This window comes from Thermoanaerobacter uzonensis DSM 18761, assembly GCF_900129115.1.
Taxonomy (GTDB): Bacteria; Bacillota; Thermoanaerobacteria; order Thermoanaerobacterales; family Thermoanaerobacteraceae; genus Thermoanaerobacter; species Thermoanaerobacter uzonensis.
Map to the genome: position 1 here is coordinate 210,249 of NZ_FQUR01000007.1, position 18,004 is coordinate 228,252.

Annotated in this window: 15 protein-coding genes and 1 pseudogene; all 16 read left to right on the forward strand. The window is 35.0% G+C overall.

Annotated elements, in window-relative coordinates:
• The first annotated feature begins 69 nt into the window (after window positions 1-69).
• The gene (locus tag BUB32_RS02750) at window positions 70-1,404 is read left to right on the forward strand and encodes an NCS2 family permease (protein WP_143152789.1); all 1,335 of its coding nucleotides are present in this window, start codon (window positions 70-72) and stop codon (window positions 1,402-1,404) included.
• A gap of 58 nt (window positions 1,405-1,462) precedes the next feature.
• The gene (gene purE / locus BUB32_RS02755) at window positions 1,463-1,924 is read left to right on the forward strand and encodes a 5-(carboxyamino)imidazole ribonucleotide mutase (RefSeq protein WP_072967428.1); all 462 of its coding nucleotides are present in this window, start codon (window positions 1,463-1,465) and stop codon (window positions 1,922-1,924) included.
• 19 nt (window positions 1,925-1,943) lie between these two features.
• Window positions 1,944-2,651, forward strand: coding sequence for a phosphoribosylaminoimidazolesuccinocarboxamide synthase (gene purC / locus BUB32_RS02760; RefSeq protein WP_072967265.1), 708 nt, complete (start codon window positions 1,944-1,946; stop codon window positions 2,649-2,651).
• A 1-nt stretch (window position 2,652) separates the two neighbouring features.
• Entirely contained in the window at window positions 2,653-2,901 is a 249-nt protein-coding gene (gene purS, locus BUB32_RS02765; protein WP_072967267.1) for a phosphoribosylformylglycinamidine synthase subunit PurS, read from the forward strand.
• A gap of 2 nt (window positions 2,902-2,903) precedes the next feature.
• The gene (gene purQ, locus BUB32_RS02770; protein ID WP_072967268.1) at window positions 2,904-3,578 is read left to right on the forward strand and encodes a phosphoribosylformylglycinamidine synthase subunit PurQ; all 675 of its coding nucleotides are present in this window, start codon (window positions 2,904-2,906) and stop codon (window positions 3,576-3,578) included.
• A gap of 2 nt (window positions 3,579-3,580) precedes the next feature.
• Window positions 3,581-5,782, forward strand: coding sequence for a phosphoribosylformylglycinamidine synthase subunit PurL (purL, locus tag BUB32_RS02775; protein WP_072967430.1), 2,202 nt, complete (start codon window positions 3,581-3,583; stop codon window positions 5,780-5,782).
• The gene (purF, locus tag BUB32_RS02780; protein ID WP_072967271.1) at window positions 5,761-7,158 is read left to right on the forward strand and encodes an amidophosphoribosyltransferase; all 1,398 of its coding nucleotides are present in this window, start codon (window positions 5,761-5,763) and stop codon (window positions 7,156-7,158) included. The genes purL and purF overlap by 22 nt, the downstream gene beginning before the upstream one ends.
• A gap of 17 nt (window positions 7,159-7,175) precedes the next feature.
• Window positions 7,176-8,187, forward strand: a pseudogene (gene purM / locus BUB32_RS02785) (phosphoribosylformylglycinamidine cyclo-ligase).
• Window positions 8,184-8,798 carry a phosphoribosylglycinamide formyltransferase gene (gene purN, locus BUB32_RS02790; RefSeq protein ID WP_072967273.1) on the forward strand — a complete coding sequence of 205 codons (615 nt, stop codon included), beginning with the start codon at window positions 8,184-8,186 and terminating at the stop codon, window positions 8,796-8,798. Before purM ends, purN begins: the two are co-directional and overlap by 4 nt.
• 35 nt (window positions 8,799-8,833) lie before the next feature.
• Window positions 8,834-10,360, forward strand: coding sequence for a bifunctional phosphoribosylaminoimidazolecarboxamide formyltransferase/IMP cyclohydrolase (gene purH, locus BUB32_RS02795; protein WP_072967275.1), 1,527 nt, complete (start codon window positions 8,834-8,836; stop codon window positions 10,358-10,360).
• 12 nt (window positions 10,361-10,372) lie between these two features.
• Window positions 10,373-11,632 (forward strand): phosphoribosylamine--glycine ligase, encoded by a 1,260-nt coding sequence (gene purD, locus BUB32_RS02800; protein WP_072967277.1) that lies wholly within the window; start codon window positions 10,373-10,375, stop codon window positions 11,630-11,632.
• A gap of 83 nt (window positions 11,633-11,715) precedes the next feature.
• Window positions 11,716-12,315 (forward strand): class I SAM-dependent methyltransferase, encoded by a 600-nt coding sequence (locus tag BUB32_RS02805; protein ID WP_072967280.1) that lies wholly within the window; start codon window positions 11,716-11,718, stop codon window positions 12,313-12,315.
• Window positions 12,316-12,383: 68 nt separating this feature from the next.
• Window positions 12,384-13,178 carry a glutamate racemase gene (gene murI / locus BUB32_RS02810; protein ID WP_072967283.1) on the forward strand — a complete coding sequence of 265 codons (795 nt, stop codon included), beginning with the start codon at window positions 12,384-12,386 and terminating at the stop codon, window positions 13,176-13,178.
• A gap of 18 nt (window positions 13,179-13,196) precedes the next feature.
• Window positions 13,197-14,369, forward strand: a complete 1,173-nt coding sequence (locus BUB32_RS02815) for a M20 metallopeptidase family protein (RefSeq protein WP_072967286.1) — start codon at window positions 13,197-13,199, stop codon at window positions 14,367-14,369.
• Window positions 14,370-14,843: 474 nt separating this feature from the next.
• Entirely contained in the window at window positions 14,844-16,400 is a 1,557-nt protein-coding gene (spoVB, locus tag BUB32_RS02820) for a stage V sporulation protein B (RefSeq protein WP_072967289.1), read from the forward strand.
• Between the two features lie 72 nt (window positions 16,401-16,472).
• Window positions 16,473-17,873, forward strand: a complete 1,401-nt coding sequence (gene hydG, locus BUB32_RS02825; RefSeq protein WP_072967291.1) for a [FeFe] hydrogenase H-cluster radical SAM maturase HydG — start codon at window positions 16,473-16,475, stop codon at window positions 17,871-17,873.
• Window positions 17,874-18,004 lie beyond the last annotated feature (131 nt).

Genomic DNA, 18,004 nt, shown 5'->3' on the forward strand with positions numbered 1-18,004 from the left:
GGTTTCACTCTATTCCTGCCGGGCATATTTTTTTCTTAAAATTGTAAAATTGAAAAAGGAGGAGAATTAATGAAAAACAAGTCAAATATGAAAAACGGACTAATTGAAAGATTATTTAAATTAAGAGAGAGAAACACAGATTTTAAGACAGAAGTTTTGGCAGGTACTACTACATTTATCACTTTAGCTTATATAATATTTGTAAACCCACAGATTTTAAGCGAAGCCGGAATTCCAAAAGAGGCTGCAATTGCTGCTACTATATGGTCTTCGGCAATTGCTACGACTCTTATGGCTCTTCTAGCAAATTATCCTATTGCTGTTGCGCCGGGGATGGGGTTAAATGCTTTTTTTACCTATACAGTAGTTAAGCAGTTTGGACTGCATTGGACTGTAGCGCTAGGAGCCGTGTTTTTTTCAGGAGTAGTCTTTTTAGTTCTTACTGTCACTAAGATAAGAAGCTGGATAATAGAAGCTGTTCCTCCTTCACTAAGGTCGGCTATTCCTGTAGGAATAGGACTTTTCATAGCATTTATAGGACTTATAAATGCAGGGATAGTTGTGAAATCTGATGCTACTTTGGTAGCTTTTGGGCATATTTTAAAGCCCGAGACTTTCCTTTCCATTTTTGGACTTATACTGGCAGCTGTTCTGATATCTAGAGGAGTCAGAGGAGCTCTCATAATATCAATTCTAGCTACTACTGTGGTAGCAATGATATTTGGTGTTTCACCTCTTCCTAAAGGGATAAGCGATGTGATAAGCTTTCACATACCGAGTCTTGCTCCCACATTTGGTAAACTTGATATTATAGGAGCTTTTCATTATGGACTTTTAAACATAATTTTTACTTTCACAATAGTTGAACTTTTTGACAATATGGGAACTTTGATGGGGCTTCTTAAGAAAGCAGGGTTGATAGGAGAGAAAGGTGAATCTCCAGCTTTAGGAAGGGCTTTTATTTCTGACTCTGTTGGGACGATGATTTCGCCAGTTTTAGGGACATGTACTGTGACTTCTTACATTGAAAGTGCTGCGGGCATTGCAGAAGGAGGAAAAACTGGATTGACAGGCATTACAGTAGCAGTGTTTTTCTTGTTGGCACTTTTCATAGCTCCTTTGGTAGGGCTAGTCCCAGCATTTGCTACAGCGCCAGCCTTAATAATAGTTGGAGCTTTGATGATGACTGAGATAGTACACATAAACTTTGAAGATTTTACAGAAGTTTTTCCTGCTTTTATTACTATAATAGGAATGCCTTTGACTTACAGTATTGCCACAGGATTGGGTCTGGGATTTATTTCTTATACATTGGTTAAATTATTATCGGGCCGAGCTAAAGAGATACATTGGATGATGTATGTAATTGCTATTGCTTTTACAATAAATTTTGTTTTGAGATAAGAGGGGTTTTCCCCTCTTATTTATAAAAATTTAAAACAGATGGGAGGTTTTTATGAAAATGCCTAAAGTTGCAATAGTAGTTGGAAGTAAATCTGATTTGCCTGTGGTTGAAAGATGCACAAAAATTCTTGAAGAATTTGGAATTTCCTATGATGTTAAAGTGTTGTCTGCCCATAGAACTCCCTTTGAGACACAAGAATTTGCTGTAAATGCAGATAACTATTATGATATAATCATCGCAGGTGCAGGAAAAGCTGCTCATCTGCCTGGTGTTATTGCTTCTTATACACTCTTGCCTGTTATTGGTCTTCCCATAAAGTCTTCTACTTTAGACGGTCTTGACTCTCTTTTATCAATTGTCCAAATGCCTAAAGGTATTCCTGTTGCAACAGTGGCTATAGATGGAGCAGAGAATGCAGCTCTTTTAGCATGCCATATCCTCTCTTTGAAATATACTTATTTAAAGGAAGCCTTGGCTGATTATAGAGAAAAAATGGCTGAAGAAGTGTTAAACAATTAAGAGATTGGAGGAGATAAATATGGAAAAAAGAGAATTGCTTTATGAAGGAAAAGCTAAAAAAGTTTATAAGACAGATGAAGAGAATTTTTATATCATCGAATACAAAGATGATGCAACTGCTTTTAATGGTTTAAAGAAAGGAACAATTGCCGAAAAAGGTATAGTAAATAACAAAGTTTCTGCAATTTTATTTGCATTATTAGAAAAAAATAATGTACCCACCCATTATGTGAAAAAACTTAGTGACAGGGAAATGTTAGTTAAAAAGGTTGAGATTTTCCCTTTAGAAGTTATCGTGAGAAATTACGCAGCAGGAAGTATTTGCAAAAGACTGGGTCTTGAAGAAGGACTAAAGTTTAAAACGCCTGTATTAGAATTCTCATATAAAAATGACGAATTGAAAGACCCAATGATTAACGAATATCACATACAAGCTCTCGAATTAGCCACCAAAGAAGAGATTGAAATTATGACAGAAATGACGTTTAAAGTAAACAAAATTTTGTCAGAATATTTTTTATCTAAAGACATTATCTTAGTGGATTTTAAATTAGAATTTGGGAAAAGCAGTGAAGGAATATTATTAGCAGATGAAATCTCACCAGATACTTGCAGATTTTGGGACAAAAACACTATGGAAAAACTTGATAAAGATAGATTTAGAAAGGATTTGGGCAAAGTAGAAGAAGCATATTTAGAAATTTTAAAAAGACTTGGAGGTATGTAAAGTGCTAATTGCAAAAATCTATATAACTTTAAAAAAAGGAATACTTGACCCTCAAGGAAAAGCAGTAAAGGGAGCTTTGCATTCATTAGGATACGAAGAAGTAAAAGAGGTGCGGGTTGGGAAATATATAGAATTAACTTTTGAGGATGGCGATTTATCCCTCCTAAAGGACAAAGTAGATGAGATGTGCAAAAGGATACTGACAAATCCAATTATTGAAGATTACACCTTTGAAATTGTGGAGGGATAAAGATGAAATTTGCTGTTATAGTTTTTCCAGGGTCCAATTGCGATGTGGACTGCTATTATGCTGTTAAAGATGGGCTTGGGGAAGAAGTAGAATATGTGTGGCATCAAGAAAAAAATTTGAGTAAGTACGATGTCATAATGTTGCCCGGAGGATTTTCTTATGGTGATTATTTGAGGGCAGGAGCTATTGCTAGGTTTTCGCCTGTCATGGAGGCTGTCAGGGAAGAAACAGAAAAAGGAAAACTTATTATAGGCATATGCAACGGATTTCAGATACTTACAGAAGCAGGGCTTTTGCCGGGAGTTTTGAGAAAAAATGAAGGGCTGAAATTTATCTGCAAGACTGTCAGTATAATAGTTGAAAATGACAAAACTCCTTTTACTACAAGGCTTAAAAAAGGGCAGGAGATTTTACTTCCAGTTGCTCATGGAGAAGGCAATTATTATGTAGATGACGAAACTTTAAAAGAACTAAAAGAAAACAATCAAATTGTTTTTAGGTATAAAGAAAATATCAACGGCTCTGTTGAGAGAATAGCCGGAGTTATAAATAAAAAGGGAAATGTTTTAGGAATGATGCCCCATCCAGAGAGAGCTTATACCCCCTTGCTGGGTAATACTGATGGGCTTTATATCTTAGGGTCAATAGTGGATAATTTTGTAAAAGGCGGGGTTTAATGATGGATAAAATATGGAGAGAATTAGGACTTACTGATGAGGAGTATGAGAAGATTATTACGATATTAGGAAGAGAGCCTAATATAACTGAATTAGGTATGTATAGTGTTATGTGGTCTGAACATTGTGCCTATAAAAACTCTAAACCTCTTTTAAAATATCTACCTACAAAAGGCGAAAGAGTAATCCAAGGGCCAGGAGAAAATGCAGGAGTATTGGATATTGGGGATAATTTGGCAGTTGTGATGAAGATAGAAAGTCATAATCATCCTTCTGCGATTGAACCCTATCAAGGAGCAGCCACAGGTGTTGGGGGAATAATAAGAGATATATTTACAATGGGGGCAAGGCCAATTGCTCTTTTGGATTCTTTGAGATTTGGAATTCCTGAGGATAAAAGGACTAAATATCTCATCGAAAACGTGGTAGCCGGTATAGGGGATTATGGAAATTGCATAGGAATTCCTACGGTGGGTGGTGATACCTATTTTGAAGAAAGTTACAAAGGGAATCCTTTAGTAAATGCGATGTGCGTAGGAATAGTGGAAAAAGACAAAATAAAAAAAGGGATAGCAAAAGGTATAGGTAATCCTGTTATGGTAGTAGGTGCTACCACGGGGAGAGACGGTATCGGAGGTGCAAGCTTTGCTTCTCAGGAGTTAAGCGAGGAATCAGAAGAAAAAAGGCCTTCTGTTCAAGTTGGTGACCCATTTATGGAAAAACTGCTTTTAGAGGCTTGTTTAGAACTTTTTGAAACAGATGCCGTAGTTGCTATACAGGATATGGGAGCGGCAGGTCTTACCTCTTCTTCTTGCGAGATGGCTTCCCGCGGTGGAGTTGGAATGGAGATTGACCTTGATAAAGTGCCTTTGAGAGAAGAGGGAATGACACCTTATGAAATAATGCTTTCTGAATCTCAGGAGAGGATGTTGGTTGTAGTAGAGAAAGGCAAAGAAGAAGAGGTACAAAAGGTGTTTAAAAAATGGGGGCTGAATGCTGCCACAATAGGAAAAATCACTGATGATGGAATGATAAGAGTGATTAAAGATGGAAAAATAGTTGCAGAAGTTCCAGCCAAGTCTTTGACAGAAGATGCCCCACAATATATTAGAGAAGAAGAAGTGCCTAAATGGCAAGAAGAGGCCAAGAAATTGGATATAAATGAAATAAAACCTCCAGAGGATATGAATAAAGCTCTAAAAGATGTAATTTCTTCTTTAAATATTGCAAATAAAGAATGGATATACAGTCAATATGATTACATGGTGAGGACAGACACAGTAATAACTCCGGGAATGGATGCGGCTGTTGTGAGGATAAAAGGTACAAGAAAAGCTGTTGCATTGACAACGGATTGCAATGGTAGGTATTGTTATTTAGATCCCTATATAGGTTCTCAAATTGCTGTAGCGGAGGCAGCTCGAAATCTTTGTATGGTTGGTGCTAAGCCTATAGGGGTTACGGATTGTTTGAATTTTGGCAATCCAGAAAAGAAAGAAATATATTGGCAGTTAAAAAATTCTATATTTGGAATAGCTAAAGCCTGCAAAACTTTTCAAATACCTGTGGTAAGCGGAAATGTCAGTCTTTACAATGAAAATGAGGGAGAGGCCATTTATCCTACTCCTGTGATAGGAATGGCAGGCCTTATAGAGGATGTATCAAAAATTTGTACAATGGACTTTAAAAAAGAAAGAGATGTAATTATAATTTTAGGTGAGAATAAAGGAGAGATTGGAGGAAGCGAGTATCTAAAAGTTTGCTTTGGAATAGTAAAAGGGGAACCACCTCAAATAGACTTGGAAGAAGAAAAAAGATTGCAAGAATTGGTGCTAAAACTTATTGATGAAGGCTTAATTAAGTCGTCTCATGACATATCAGAGGGCGGTTTTGCAGCTGCCTTGGTTGAAAGTGCAATTGCAGGCAAAAAAGGTGCAAAAATTTCGCTACAAACTTCTCTCAGCGAGGATACAGAATTGTTTTCTGAATCTCAATCGAGAGCATTAATTACTGTAAGTCCTGAAAAAGTAGATGAAGTGTTAAAAATAGCTTATGAATACCAAGTTCCAGCGCAAAAAGTAGGAGTTGTAGAGGGTAAAGATATTGTAGTTGATGTAAATGGTAAAAGAATAATAGACCTTCCTTTAGAAGTCTTGGAGGAAAGCTGGAGAGGGAGAATAAAATGGGAAATGGAGAGAAATTAAAAGAGGAATGTGGTGTCTTTGGTGCCTTTAGTTTGTCCACTTCAGTTACTTCTTATATCTATTATGGCTTACAAGCCTTGCAGCACAGAGGGCAGGAAAGTTCAGGTATAGCTATTTATGATGGCGAAAAAATAAATTGTATTAAGGGGTTGGGACTTGTCAGCGAGGTCTTTAATAAGGAGAATTTAAAGACATTAGAGGGGAAAATGGGGATAGGTCATGTAAGGTATTCTACTACAGGCAGCAATAGCGTTATAAATGCTCAACCCCTCGTTGCTAATTTTAAAAACAAATATATGGCTCTTGCCCATAATGGCAATTTGATAAACGCCGAAGAGTTAAGATGCCTATTGGAGGAGGACGGTAGAATATTTCAAACTACAACTGATAGCGAAATAATCCTTCATTTAATTGCAAAGAATTTCCAAAATGGCTTAGTAGAAGCCCTCAAGGAAACAATAAAGCAAATAAAAGGTTCATACGCTTTGGTGATATTAATAGACAATAAATTAATAGGTATAAGAGATGTAAACAGTATAAGGCCTCTTTGCATAGGTAAAAAAGATGATACTTATTTCTTGTCTTCTGAATCTTGCGCCTTTGACGTAATAGGAGCAGAGTTAATACGAGATGTAGAAGCAGGTGAAATAGTTATAATTGATGAAAAAGGTATAGATTCTGTTAAGTTAGAAGTAGAAGAAAAAAAGAAGCCTTGTGTTTTTGAATACATCTATTTTGCTAGACCTGACAGCGTCATCGATGGAAAAAGTGTTTATTTTACACGATTGGAGATGGGGAAAAGATTAGCTGAAGAAGCACCTGTAGATGCAGACTTGGTAGTACCAGTTCCAGATTCAGGTATTGCTGCTGCAAGAGGCTATTCTCTCAAAACAGGAATACCAATGGGGGAAGGACTTATAAAAAATAAATACATTGGAAGGACTTTTATTGCTCCCGACCAAAGGGATAGAGAGACAGGTGTGAGGATAAAGCTAAATGTCTTAAAAGAATTGGTTCAAGGCAAAAGGATAGTTTTAATAGATGATTCAATTGTTAGAGGCACAACTATGAAAAGATTAGTGAGTCTGCTAAAAAATGGCGGAGCAAAAAAGGTTCATGTGAGGATAAGTTCACCTCCTGTTAAATATTCCTGCTACTTTGGAATTGATACTCCGACAAAAAAAGAATTGATAGGAGCAAGGATGTCAGTTGAAGAGATGTGCAAATTAATAGGAGCTGACAGTCTACAGTTTTTAAGTATTGAAGGGCTTATAAAAAGTGTAGGACTTAAATCTATTTGCACAGGTTGCTTTGATGGCAATTATCCTATGTATGTTCCAAAAGAAGGAAGCAAGTATCTTTTTGAGAAAAAATAAAGAGTAGGTGTATGATTATGAATTATAAGGATGCTGGGGTAAATATAGATGAAGGCAATAAACTGGTGGAAATGATAAAGCCAATAGCTAAGCAAACCTTAAATGAATATGTTTTAGAAGGGATAGGAGGTTTTGCTGGTCTTGTTGAGATAAAAAATTATAAAAATCCTGTGCTTGTGTCAAGCACTGATGGAGTTGGGACAAAACTTAAAATAGCTTTTATGATGGACAAACACGATACTGTAGGAATAGACCTTGTAGCTATGTGTGTAAATGACATTATTGTAACTGGTGCTAAGCCTTTGTTTTTTCTTGACTATTTTGCTACTGGAAAGTTGAAAAGTGAGACTGCAGCAGAGGTAATCAAAGGAATAGCAGAGGGTTGTAAAATAGCCGGTTGTGCTTTGATAGGAGGAGAAACAGCAGAACTTCCAGGTTTTTATAAAGAAGGAGAGTACGATTTAGCAGGTTTTTGCGTAGGAATTGCAGAAAAAGAAAAGCTGATTGATATAAAATCAATAAAAGAAGGAGATGCCATAATTGGGCTTGCCTCTTCTGGAATTCACAGCAATGGCTATTCTTTAGTGAGGAAAGTGTTTTTTGAGAAAAACAATTTTTCAGTAAAAGACTTTATACCAGAACTTGGGACGAATTTAGGGGATGCACTCCTTACCCCTACAAAAATATATGTCAAGTCAATAGAGGCTTTAAAAGGGTTAAAAATTAAAGGGATGGCGCATATTACCGGAGGAGGTTTTATTGACAATATTCCAAGAATACTAAGAAAAAGTATAGCTGCAAAAATAAATAAAGGAAGTTGGGAAATTCCAATCATTTTTTAACTTGATTCAAAGATTGGGAGATATTGAAGAAAGAGAAATGTATCGCACTTTTAATATGGGGATTGGCATTGTAGTTATAGTAGATCCATCTGATGTAGATAAGGCTTTAGAAAAATTAAGTGGCATGGGTGAAAAAGCTTATGTAATAGGGGAGATAGTAGAAAAAGAAGGCGGTGTAATTTTATGAACCTTGTGGTGATGGCATCAGGTAATGGGACTGATTTGCAGTCAATAATTGATGCCATTGAAGAAGGATATATAAATGCCAGGATAGTTGCCGTCATTAGCGACAAAAAAGGAGCTTATGCTCTTGAAAGGGCAAAAAAACACGGAATTGCTACTTACTGCCTTCCCAAAAAAGAATTGAAAGAAAATTTTCAAAGAGAGTTATTAAAACTTCTTGAAAAATTGAATCCTGATGGAATAATTCTTGCAGGTTTTTTGACAATTCTCAGTGAAGAAATTGTAGAAACATTTGAAAACAAGATAATAAATATACATCCCTCTCTTATTCCTGCTTTTTGTGGCAAAGGATTTTATGGAATGAAGGTACATCAGGCGGTTTATGAATACGGAGTAAAATACACCGGCTGTACTGTTCACTTTGTAGACAGTGGTGCTGATACAGGACCTATTATTCTTCAAGAAGTTGTGAAAATTGATGAAGAGGATACGCCAGAGGCCATTGCTAAAAAAGTGCTGGAAGTAGAACACAAAGTTTTACCTTATGCAGTTAAGCTTTTTACAGAAGGAAAGTTAAAAGTCGAAGGTAGAAAAGTGAAGATATTAAAGTTTTAAAAGGGATTACAAAACTGTAAAAAGGAGGCAATTTTATGGCCAAAAAAGCGTTAATAAGTGTTTCAAAAAAGGAAGGCATAGTTGAATTTGCTAAGAAGCTAAATGAATTAGGATATGAAGTGATATCGACAGGTGGGACTTATAATCTTCTTAAAGAAAATGGAGTAAATGTAATAAAAGTGTCAGACATAACAGGTTTCCCTGAAATTATGGACGGGAGAGTAAAGACGCTTCACCCTAAAATTCATGGAGGGCTTCTTGCAATAAGAGACAATGAAGAGCACATTAAAGCTTTAAAAGAACATGGCATTGAACCAATAGATATAGTTGTCATAAATTTATATCCCTTTAAAGAGACAATCCTCAAAGAAAATGTGACTTTAGAAGAAGCGATAGAAAATATAGACATTGGCGGTCCTTCAATGATAAGGGCTGCAGCTAAAAACTACAAATATGTGACTATTCTTGTAGATCCAAAGGATTATGATATAGTCATTGAAGAAATAAAACAATATGGCAATACAAAAGAAGAGACGAGATTTTATCTGGCAGCAAAAGCTTTTGGACATACAGCCCTTTACGATTCTTTGATATACAACTATTTGATACAAAAAAATAACATAGAGTTTCCCGAAGTTGTGGCCTTTGCCTATGAAAAAGCTCAAGACATGAGATATGGTGAAAATCCTCATCAAAAAGCAGCTTTTTACAAAAATCCTATAAAAGCCCATGGAATTGCAGAATGTGAGCAGTTGCACGGTAAAGAGCTCTCTTTTAACAATATAAACGATGCAAATGCCGCAATAGAACTTTTAAGAGAGTTTAAAGAACCTGCAGCAGTTGCCGTAAAGCACACAAATCCTTGTGGAGTAGCTATTGCAGATAATATATACAATGCTTACTTAAAAGCTTATGAGAGTGACCCTGTTTCTATTTTTGGGGGAATTGTAGCATTAAATAGAACTGTAGATGTTAAAACAGCTGAAGAACTTATAAAAATATTCTTAGAAATAGTAATTGCTCCAGACTTTGAAGAAGAGGCCTTAGAGATTTTAAAGAAAAAGAAAAACTTAAGGATATTGAGGTTAAAAGAAGGATATGAAAAAGAATATGATTTAAAGAAAGTAGAAGGCGGACTTTTAGTACAAGAAAAAGATGAAATAGATTTAGATGAAAATAATTTGAAAGTAGTTACTAAAAAAGCACCTACTCAAAAAGAGATAGAAGATTTAAGGTTTGCCTGGAAGGTAGTAAAGCACGTAAAATCCAATGCGATTGTTTTAGCAAAAGATAGAGCTACAGTAGGTATTGGCGTGGGACAAGTCAACAGGATATGGCCGACAGAACAAGCAATCAAACAAGCAGGCGAAAAAGCAAAGGGAAGTGTCCTTGCATCAGATGCCTTTTTCCCATTTTCAGATGTTGTGGAGGTAGCTTCAAAGGCTGGTATAACTGCCATAATCCAACCAGGCGGCTCACAAAACGATGCTTTATCAATTGAAGCTGCAGACAAGGGCGGTATATCAATGATATTCACTGGCATAAGGCACTTTAAGCATTGAGGAGGAATTTGTATGAAGGTTTTAGTCATAGGGGGAGGAGGAAGAGAACATGCAATTGTTCACAAACTTTCACAAAGTTCTAAAGTGGATAAAATCTACTGTGCTCCCGGAAATGCTGGCATAGGTCTTTTAGCAGAATGTGTTGACATAAAAGTTGGAGATATTGAAAAGCTTAAAGAATTTGCCATAAAAAATTACATTGATTTAACAGTTGTAGGACCAGAGATGCCATTAGTACAAGGTATTGTAGATGAATTTGAGAAAGCAGGGCTTAGAATCTTTGGGCCTAATAAAAGTGCTGCAGCTGTTGAGGGAAGCAAATATTTTACTAAACAGCTTCTTTCTAAATACAATATTCCTACTGGAAGGTTTAAAGCCTTTGACAAATATCAGGAGGCTTTGAAGTTTTTAAAAGAGACATGGTATCCTGTTGTGATGAAAGCAGATGGACTGGCGCAGGGTAAAGGAGTGCTTATTGTAAAAGATTTTATAGAGGCAAAAGAAGCTCTTGATTTAATGATGAAAAAAAGGATTTTTGGTACATCAGGAGATATCGTAATAATAGAAGAGATGCTTTTTGGAAAAGAAGCGTCAGTATTCGCATTTACAGATGGAGAAAATATTTTACCTATGGTTTCTGCTATGGATTACAAAAAGGTCTATGAAGGAGACAAAGGTCCTAACACTGGAGGTATGGGAAGCATTGCACCAAATCCTTATCTTGAGGAAGAAACTTTAAAAGAAGTAATGGAAAGTGTTTTAAAACCAATGGTAAAGGCACTTCAAAAAGAAGGTATTGTATATAAAGGAGTGTTATACGCAGGTTTAATGCTTACAAACGAGGGACCTAAGGTTTTAGAATTTAATGCAAGATTTGGAGACCCTGAAACACAAGTTGTACTGCCCCTTTTAAAAACAGACCTTATTGATATAATGGAAGCTACCATAGAAGGAAAACTTGATAAAATACAACTTGAATGGGAGGACAAAAAGGCTGTATGTGCTGTTGCGGTATCAAACGGTTACCCAGGGGAATATCAGACTGGTTTTGAGATAACAGGGTTAGAAAAAGTAAAAGAAGCATTTGTATATCATGCAGGGACGGCATTAAAAGATGGTAAAATTACCACGTCAGGTGGAAGAGTGCTTGCTGTTACCTCAATAGGGGATTCATATGAAGAAGCGAGAGAAAAAGTTTATAGAGAAATTGAAAAAATAAGCTTTGAAGGGATGTACTATAGAAAAGATATTGCTTTGGTAAGCCAGGTGTAAACCTGGCGTTTTTAATCAGTTTAAAGTTATGGTATAATATCTACTAACATATGCCTTGATTTTTTAAAAATGGGGGAGAAATTATGCCCAAAGACCATGTAAAACTTTTTGATATTATATCTCCAATTTATGGATGGTTTTTTAATTCTCAGGTGGAATACTATAAAAAAGTATTAGTTATTTTAAAAGAGCATATTGATTTAGGAAATCATATAAAATTTTTAGATGTAGGGTGTGGTACAGGTGCATTGTGTTATGTATTAAGAGAGGCTGGCTTTGAGGTTTCTGGGGTGGAAGTTTCTGCAGGTATGTTAGCACAAGCGATGAAAAGGTTGAAAAACACGGATATTAAGGCATATAAGATAAATCCAGGTGAAGGGTTTCCTTTCGAAGATAATTTTTTTGATGTGGTTACAGCTTCTTATGTGGCTCATGGTATTAAAAAGAAGGAGCGGGAAATATTATATAAAGAGATGTCAAGGGTCGCAAAGCATTATGTAATTCTTCATGACTACAATCAGAACAGAGACTTTTTTACTTCATTTGTGGAATGGTTGGAAGGTGGAGATTATTTTAATTTTGTAAAAGAAGTTAAAAAAGAACTAAAAGAAAACTTTAAAGAAGTAAAAATGGTAGATGTCAGTTCAAAAGCTTCTTTATACATCTTACAACCTAATAAATAAATTATGATATAATAATTACCATGGTGTGAATAATTAATTGGCTTAAATTTTTATTAGGGTGTGATGAAATGGACTCAAGACCAATAGGTATTTTTGACTCTGGAGTAGGAGGACTTACAGTACTAAAAAGACTTGTTGAGGCTTTACCAGGGGAAAACTATATTTACTTTGGTGATACAAAAAGAGTTCCCTATGGCGATAGAAGTGAAGAAGAGATAAAAAAATTTGCAAAACAGATTTTAAATTTTATGAGAGAGCAAAAAGTAAAAGCTGTAGTAATAGCTTGTAATACTACTTGTGCAGTTATAGATAAAAGCGAATATGATATGGTTCTTTTTGATGTTTTAAAAGCAGGGGCAGAGAGCGCTGTCCTGTATACTATAAACAAAAAAATAGGTGTTATTGCAACTACAAGAACTGTTGAAAGCAAAAGCTATGAAAAAAATATAAAAATTATTGATAAAAATATTGAAGTTTACCAAAAGGCATGTCCTGAGTTTGTCCCACTTATTGAAAAAGGGCTATACAATTCGCCAATAGCCTATGAAACTGCTAGCAAGTGTTTAAAAGAATTGAAAGAAAAAGAGATAGATACTCTTGTTTTAGGTTGTACCCATTATCCTTTAATGGTAGAAGTTATAGAAAAAATAATGGGAGAAAATGTAAAAATAGTAGACCCTGCAATTAAACTAGCTTATGATGTGAAAGATTATTTATTAAAGAAAGATTTATTTAATCCTCAAATTATTGGCAAGACAAAATTTTTTGTAAGTGGAGATAAAGATAATTTTATCAAAACGGCAGAAATGCTATTAGGCGAGAAAATTGAGAATGTTTTGCATGTAGACATAGAAAAATATTAAAAACAGGTGGGATTTAGTATGGATATTCTCAAAGAAGCTGAAAAAGTAGAAAAAGAAGTAATAGAATTAAGGCGAAAAATACACATGTACCCTGAATTAGGTTTTGAAGAAACAAAAACTTCCGAAGTTGTTTATGATTATTTAAAAAATTTAGGGATTGAAGTAAAGAGAATTGCTAAAACTGGCGTTGTGGGTACCCTTAAAGGCAATGGAAGCAAGACGATAGCTATAAGAGCAGATATGGACGCTCTCCCAATTCAAGAAGAAAATGATGTAGAATATGCATCGCAGATTCCAGGAAGAATGCATGCTTGTGGGCATGATGTTCATACAGCTATACTTCTTGGTACTGCTAAACTTTTGGCAAATATGAGAGATAAGTTAAAGGGAAATGTTAAGTTTATATTTCAACCAGCGGAAGAAACAACGGGGGGAGCTCTTCCGATGATTGAAGAAGGAGTTTTAGAAAATCCTAAAGTTGATGCTATAATAGGACTACATGTAGACCCAGAACTTCAAGTGGGGCAAATAGGGATAACCTATGGAAAAGCTTATGCTTCTTCTGACATGATTGATATAATTGTAAAAGGAAAAAGTAGTCACGGGGCTGAGCCTCACAAATCGGTGGATGCCATAGTGATTGCTGCTAATATTGTAAATATACTCCAAACAGTCGTTAGTAGAAAAGCTAATCCATTGAGTCCTATAGTGCTAACTATTGGCACTATTGAAGGAGGATACGCACGAAATATAATAGCGGACAAAGTGAGGATGTCTGGAATTATAAGAATGATGGAAGAAGAAAAAAGAGATGAGATTGTTGAGATGGTGGAGAAGATTTGCGATAACACAGCAAAAGTTATAGGAGGAGAAGTAGAATTTAGAAGAACAAAAGGTTATCCTTGCCTTGTAAATCACAAAGGTATGACAGACCTCATAAAAGAAACTGCTTTTCCTTTGCTAGGGGAAGGCAATGTGATAGAAGTGGCACCAACAATGGGAGTAGAAGATTTCGCTTATTTCTTGCAAAAAGTTCCTGGCAGTTTTTATAAATTAGGGTGTGGCAATAAAGAAAAAGGAATAGATAAACCTATACATAACAACCAATTTAATATTGATGAGGAGTGTATTAAAATTGGCCTTGCTGTACACGTCTCTACAGTTTTAAAATATTTAAACTCAAATGGTTAAAAAATTATTTGAAAGGTTAAAAAATATTTGAAAAAAATTAGTTTTGTCACTTTGGAACATCGGAGCGACGATGCAAAATATCTCCTTTGAATATTTTTTTACTTTGTCAACAAACTGGATTTATTTATAAATATTCTTTTAAAACTTACGAAAAAAGTTTACTGCAGTTTTATTTATTTGAAGGGATTAATAATTTTACAAAACTGCAGGAAAAATTTCATATAAAAAAATATTTAAATCAAATCTTGACATTTTTCATCAAATGATGCATAATATTTGTCGGAAGAGAGGTAATGTAAGTTTATCACCTCTGCCAATAGGTGAGAGGAAGCCTTAGGAATGTGTAAATCTTAACCCCCCTCAATTTTATGTACTTAAAAATTTCTCCCCCTAATCCCCCTTTACTGCCGGCATACTGCCGGTTTTTTTCATATATAAAAAGCACTGCGAATAAACTATTGTGAGGTGTTGTTTATGCACAATAGGTCTTTTATTCGCGGTGCTTTTATATTAACTATTGCCAATATTATAGACAGAGGCATTGGATTTATCTTTAGAATAATTTTATCAAATATGTTAGGCCCGGAAGGTACGGGTATTTATCAATTAGTTCTTCCTATATATTTTGCTTCAATAACTTTTTTAACCTCTGGTACGATGGCTGTCACTTCTCGCTTTATTTCAGAAGAAAGAGCAAAAGGAAACAAAAAAAATATGTTTAAAATTTTAAAAATTACTTTTTTGATAGTATTAATGTTTGCTTTTACTATTGCTTTGTTGCTATTTTTTAATGCTAGGTACGTAGCTTTAAAGTTACTTCACGAACCAAGAGCACTTTTATCAATTCTCATTTTTGCACCGGTACTTATCATTGTTGCTTCTTCATCAGTGTTTAAGGGATTTTTTCAAGGAGTTATAAATATGATACCTGCTTCAGTTTCAGAAATTGTTGAACAAATAGTACGTGTATCAATAACTTTATATTTAATACAACTTTTCACAGGAGCGAAACTTGAATATTTAGTAGCGATAGCTATATTTGGCATATCTGTAGGTGAAATTGTCAGTTTTCTTATGTACATACTTTTTTACAAAAGAGAAGTAAAAATTATAAACAAAGAAATGACTTATGATGGAAAGGAATGGGATACTTTTTCTATAACAAAAACGTTAGTTATTACTTCCATACCTATAACTTTTTCAAAATTAATTGTAAATGTGTTGGATTTAGCGGAATCTTTAATAATTCCTTCAAGACTTGTTGTCTCAGGTCTCACTCACAGTGAAGCGATGTCTGAATTTGGCAAAATGTTGGGTATGGCAGTACCTCTTGCTTACATGCCAGCAGTTATAACTTCGAGTCTTTCCACTACTGTACTTCCTGCAGTTTCTGAAGCAGCTGCTCTAAAAAAGTGGGATACAGTAAGACTTAGGATTAACCAAGCAATTGGCTATACTACTTTAATTGCTTTTCCTGCTATAATTTTATTTTTAGCTCTTCCTGAGCAAATTTCTCAGCTTTTGTATCCTTCTTCCCCAGGAGTAGGGGCTTTTGTGAGAGTGATTTCCATGGGAAGTATATTCGCATTTTTAGAAGCGGTGGTGGCTAGCATTCTCCATGGATTAGGAAAGCAAAATGTGGTTTTAAAAAATTCTATTATATGGTTGGGAGTCTGTATTATAGGTATGTATTACTTAACCGCCATGCCACAACTTAGACTTTTTGGATATATATACAGCTTTATATTTGCCGATGCTCTTATTTTAATGCTAAATATGTTTGAGCTCATAAAAATGACAGGATTAAGAATAGACTATTTAAATTGGCTTATAAAACCGATAACAGCATCAACAATTATGGGAATAATTGTTATAATTATCCACAGTAAATTGTTGACAATTAATGTTAATATGTGGATAAATATTTTTTTATCAATTTTTACGGGCATTCTTGCCTATTTACTGCTTTGCTTTGCGCTGAAACTACCTTATATTGAGGATTTAAGAAAAATAATTTTGTTGAAAAATTAACAATAATAGTATATAATAAAAATAAAACTAAGCCCAAGGGGATTTTCCTGAGGGTAAGGGAGGAGATAAAGTATGTTAAAAGAAAAAGCGGATTTTATTAATGATGAAAAGGTATTACAGGATTTGGAAAATGCTAAAAAAGCGACAAGTAAAGATGCATTGGAAATTATAGAGAAGGCTAAAAAGCTAAAAGGCATTACTCCTGAAGAAGCAGCGGTACTTTTAAATGTAGAAGATGAGGATTTGCTCAATGAGATGTTTAAAGTAGCAAGGTATATAAAAGAAGAAATATATGGGAATAGGATTGTAATATTTGCTCCCCTTTATGTAAGTAACTACTGTGTAAACAACTGTAGATATTGTGGTTACAGACATTCTAATGAACAGGAAAGAAAAAAGCTTACAATGGAAGAAGTGAGGAGAGAAGTTGAGATTTTGGAAGAGATGGGACATAAAAGATTAGCAGTTGAAGCTGGGGAGGACCCTGTAAATTGCCCTATAGATTATATTCTCGATGTAATAAAGACAATCTACGATACAAAACTTAAAAACGGAAGTATTAGAAGAGTAAATGTCAATATAGCGGCGACTACTGTGGAAAATTACAAAAAACTTAAAGAAATAGGAATAGGGACATATATTTTATTCCAAGAAACTTACCATAGGCCCACTTATCAATACATGCATCCACAGGGACCAAAACATGATTACGACTATCATTTGACTGCTATGGACAGGGCTATGGAGGCAGGTATTGACGATGTAGGATTAGGAGTTTTGTATGGGCTTTATGATTACAAGTACGAAACTGTTGCTATGCTTTATCATGCGAACCATTTAGAGGAAAAATTTGGAGTTGGGCCACATACTATTTCAGTACCGCGACTTAGACCAGCTCTTAACACTTCCATAGATAAATTTCCATATATTGTATCAGATAAAGACTTTAAAAAATTAGTAGCAGTCATAAGAATGGCAGTGCCCTATACAGGGATGATTTTGTCTACAAGAGAGAAGCCTAAATTTAGAGAAGAAGTAATAAGCATTGGCATTTCTCAGATTAGTGCAGGTTCTTGTACAGGAGTAGGTGGATATCATGAAGAGATATCCAAAAAAGGTGGTTCAAAACCACAATTTGAGGTAGAAGACAAAAGAAGTCCTAATGAAATTTTGAGGACTTTGTGTGAACAAGGGTATCTCCCAAGTTATTGTACTGCCTGCTACAGAATGGGACGTACAGGAGACAGGTTTATGAGTTTTGCAAAATCAGGCCAAATACACAACTTCTGCCTACCAAATGCGATACTAACCTTCAAAGAGTTTTTGATTGATTACGGAGATGAAAAAACTAAGGAAATTGGAGAAAAAGCAATAGCGGTAAATTTAGAGAAAATTCCATCAATAACTGTAAGGGAAGAGACAAAGAGAAGGCTTACAAGAATAGAAAATGGAGAAAGAGATCTTTTCTTTTAATATGAAAAATGCTAATAAAATAAAACTTATCAACAAAATAAGACCTCGCTTTCACGAGGTCTCAGTTTGTTGACAAAGTTAAAAAATATTCAAAGGAGATATTTTGCATAAGGAGCGACTTGTTACAAAGC

Bases quoted from the DNA above. Each gene is read 5' to 3' on its own strand.
- BUB32_RS02750 (WP_143152789.1), top strand. From the start codon at position 70: ATGAAAAACAAGTCAAATATGAAAAACGGACTAATTGAAAGATTATTT.
- purE (WP_072967428.1), top strand. From the start codon at position 1,463: ATGCCTAAAGTTGCAATAGTAGTTGGAAGTAAATCTGATTTGCCTGTG.
- purC (WP_072967265.1), top strand. From the start codon at position 1,944: ATGGAAAAAAGAGAATTGCTTTATGAAGGAAAAGCTAAAAAAGTTTAT.
- purQ (WP_072967268.1), top strand. From the start codon at position 2,904: ATGAAATTTGCTGTTATAGTTTTTCCAGGGTCCAATTGCGATGTGGAC.
- purL (WP_072967430.1), top strand. From the start codon at position 3,581: ATGGATAAAATATGGAGAGAATTAGGACTTACTGATGAGGAGTATGAG.
- purF (WP_072967271.1), top strand. From the start codon at position 5,761: ATGGGAAATGGAGAGAAATTAAAAGAGGAATGTGGTGTCTTTGGTGCC.
- purN (WP_072967273.1), top strand. From the start codon at position 8,184: ATGAACCTTGTGGTGATGGCATCAGGTAATGGGACTGATTTGCAGTCA.
- purH (WP_072967275.1), top strand. From the start codon at position 8,834: ATGGCCAAAAAAGCGTTAATAAGTGTTTCAAAAAAGGAAGGCATAGTT.
- purD (WP_072967277.1), top strand. From the start codon at position 10,373: ATGAAGGTTTTAGTCATAGGGGGAGGAGGAAGAGAACATGCAATTGTT.
- BUB32_RS02805 (WP_072967280.1), top strand. From the start codon at position 11,716: ATGCCCAAAGACCATGTAAAACTTTTTGATATTATATCTCCAATTTAT.
- murI (WP_072967283.1), top strand. From the start codon at position 12,384: ATGGACTCAAGACCAATAGGTATTTTTGACTCTGGAGTAGGAGGACTT.
- BUB32_RS02815 (WP_072967286.1), top strand. From the start codon at position 13,197: ATGGATATTCTCAAAGAAGCTGAAAAAGTAGAAAAAGAAGTAATAGAA.
- spoVB (WP_072967289.1), top strand. From the start codon at position 14,844: ATGCACAATAGGTCTTTTATTCGCGGTGCTTTTATATTAACTATTGCC.
- hydG (WP_072967291.1), top strand. From the start codon at position 16,473: ATGTTAAAAGAAAAAGCGGATTTTATTAATGATGAAAAGGTATTACAG.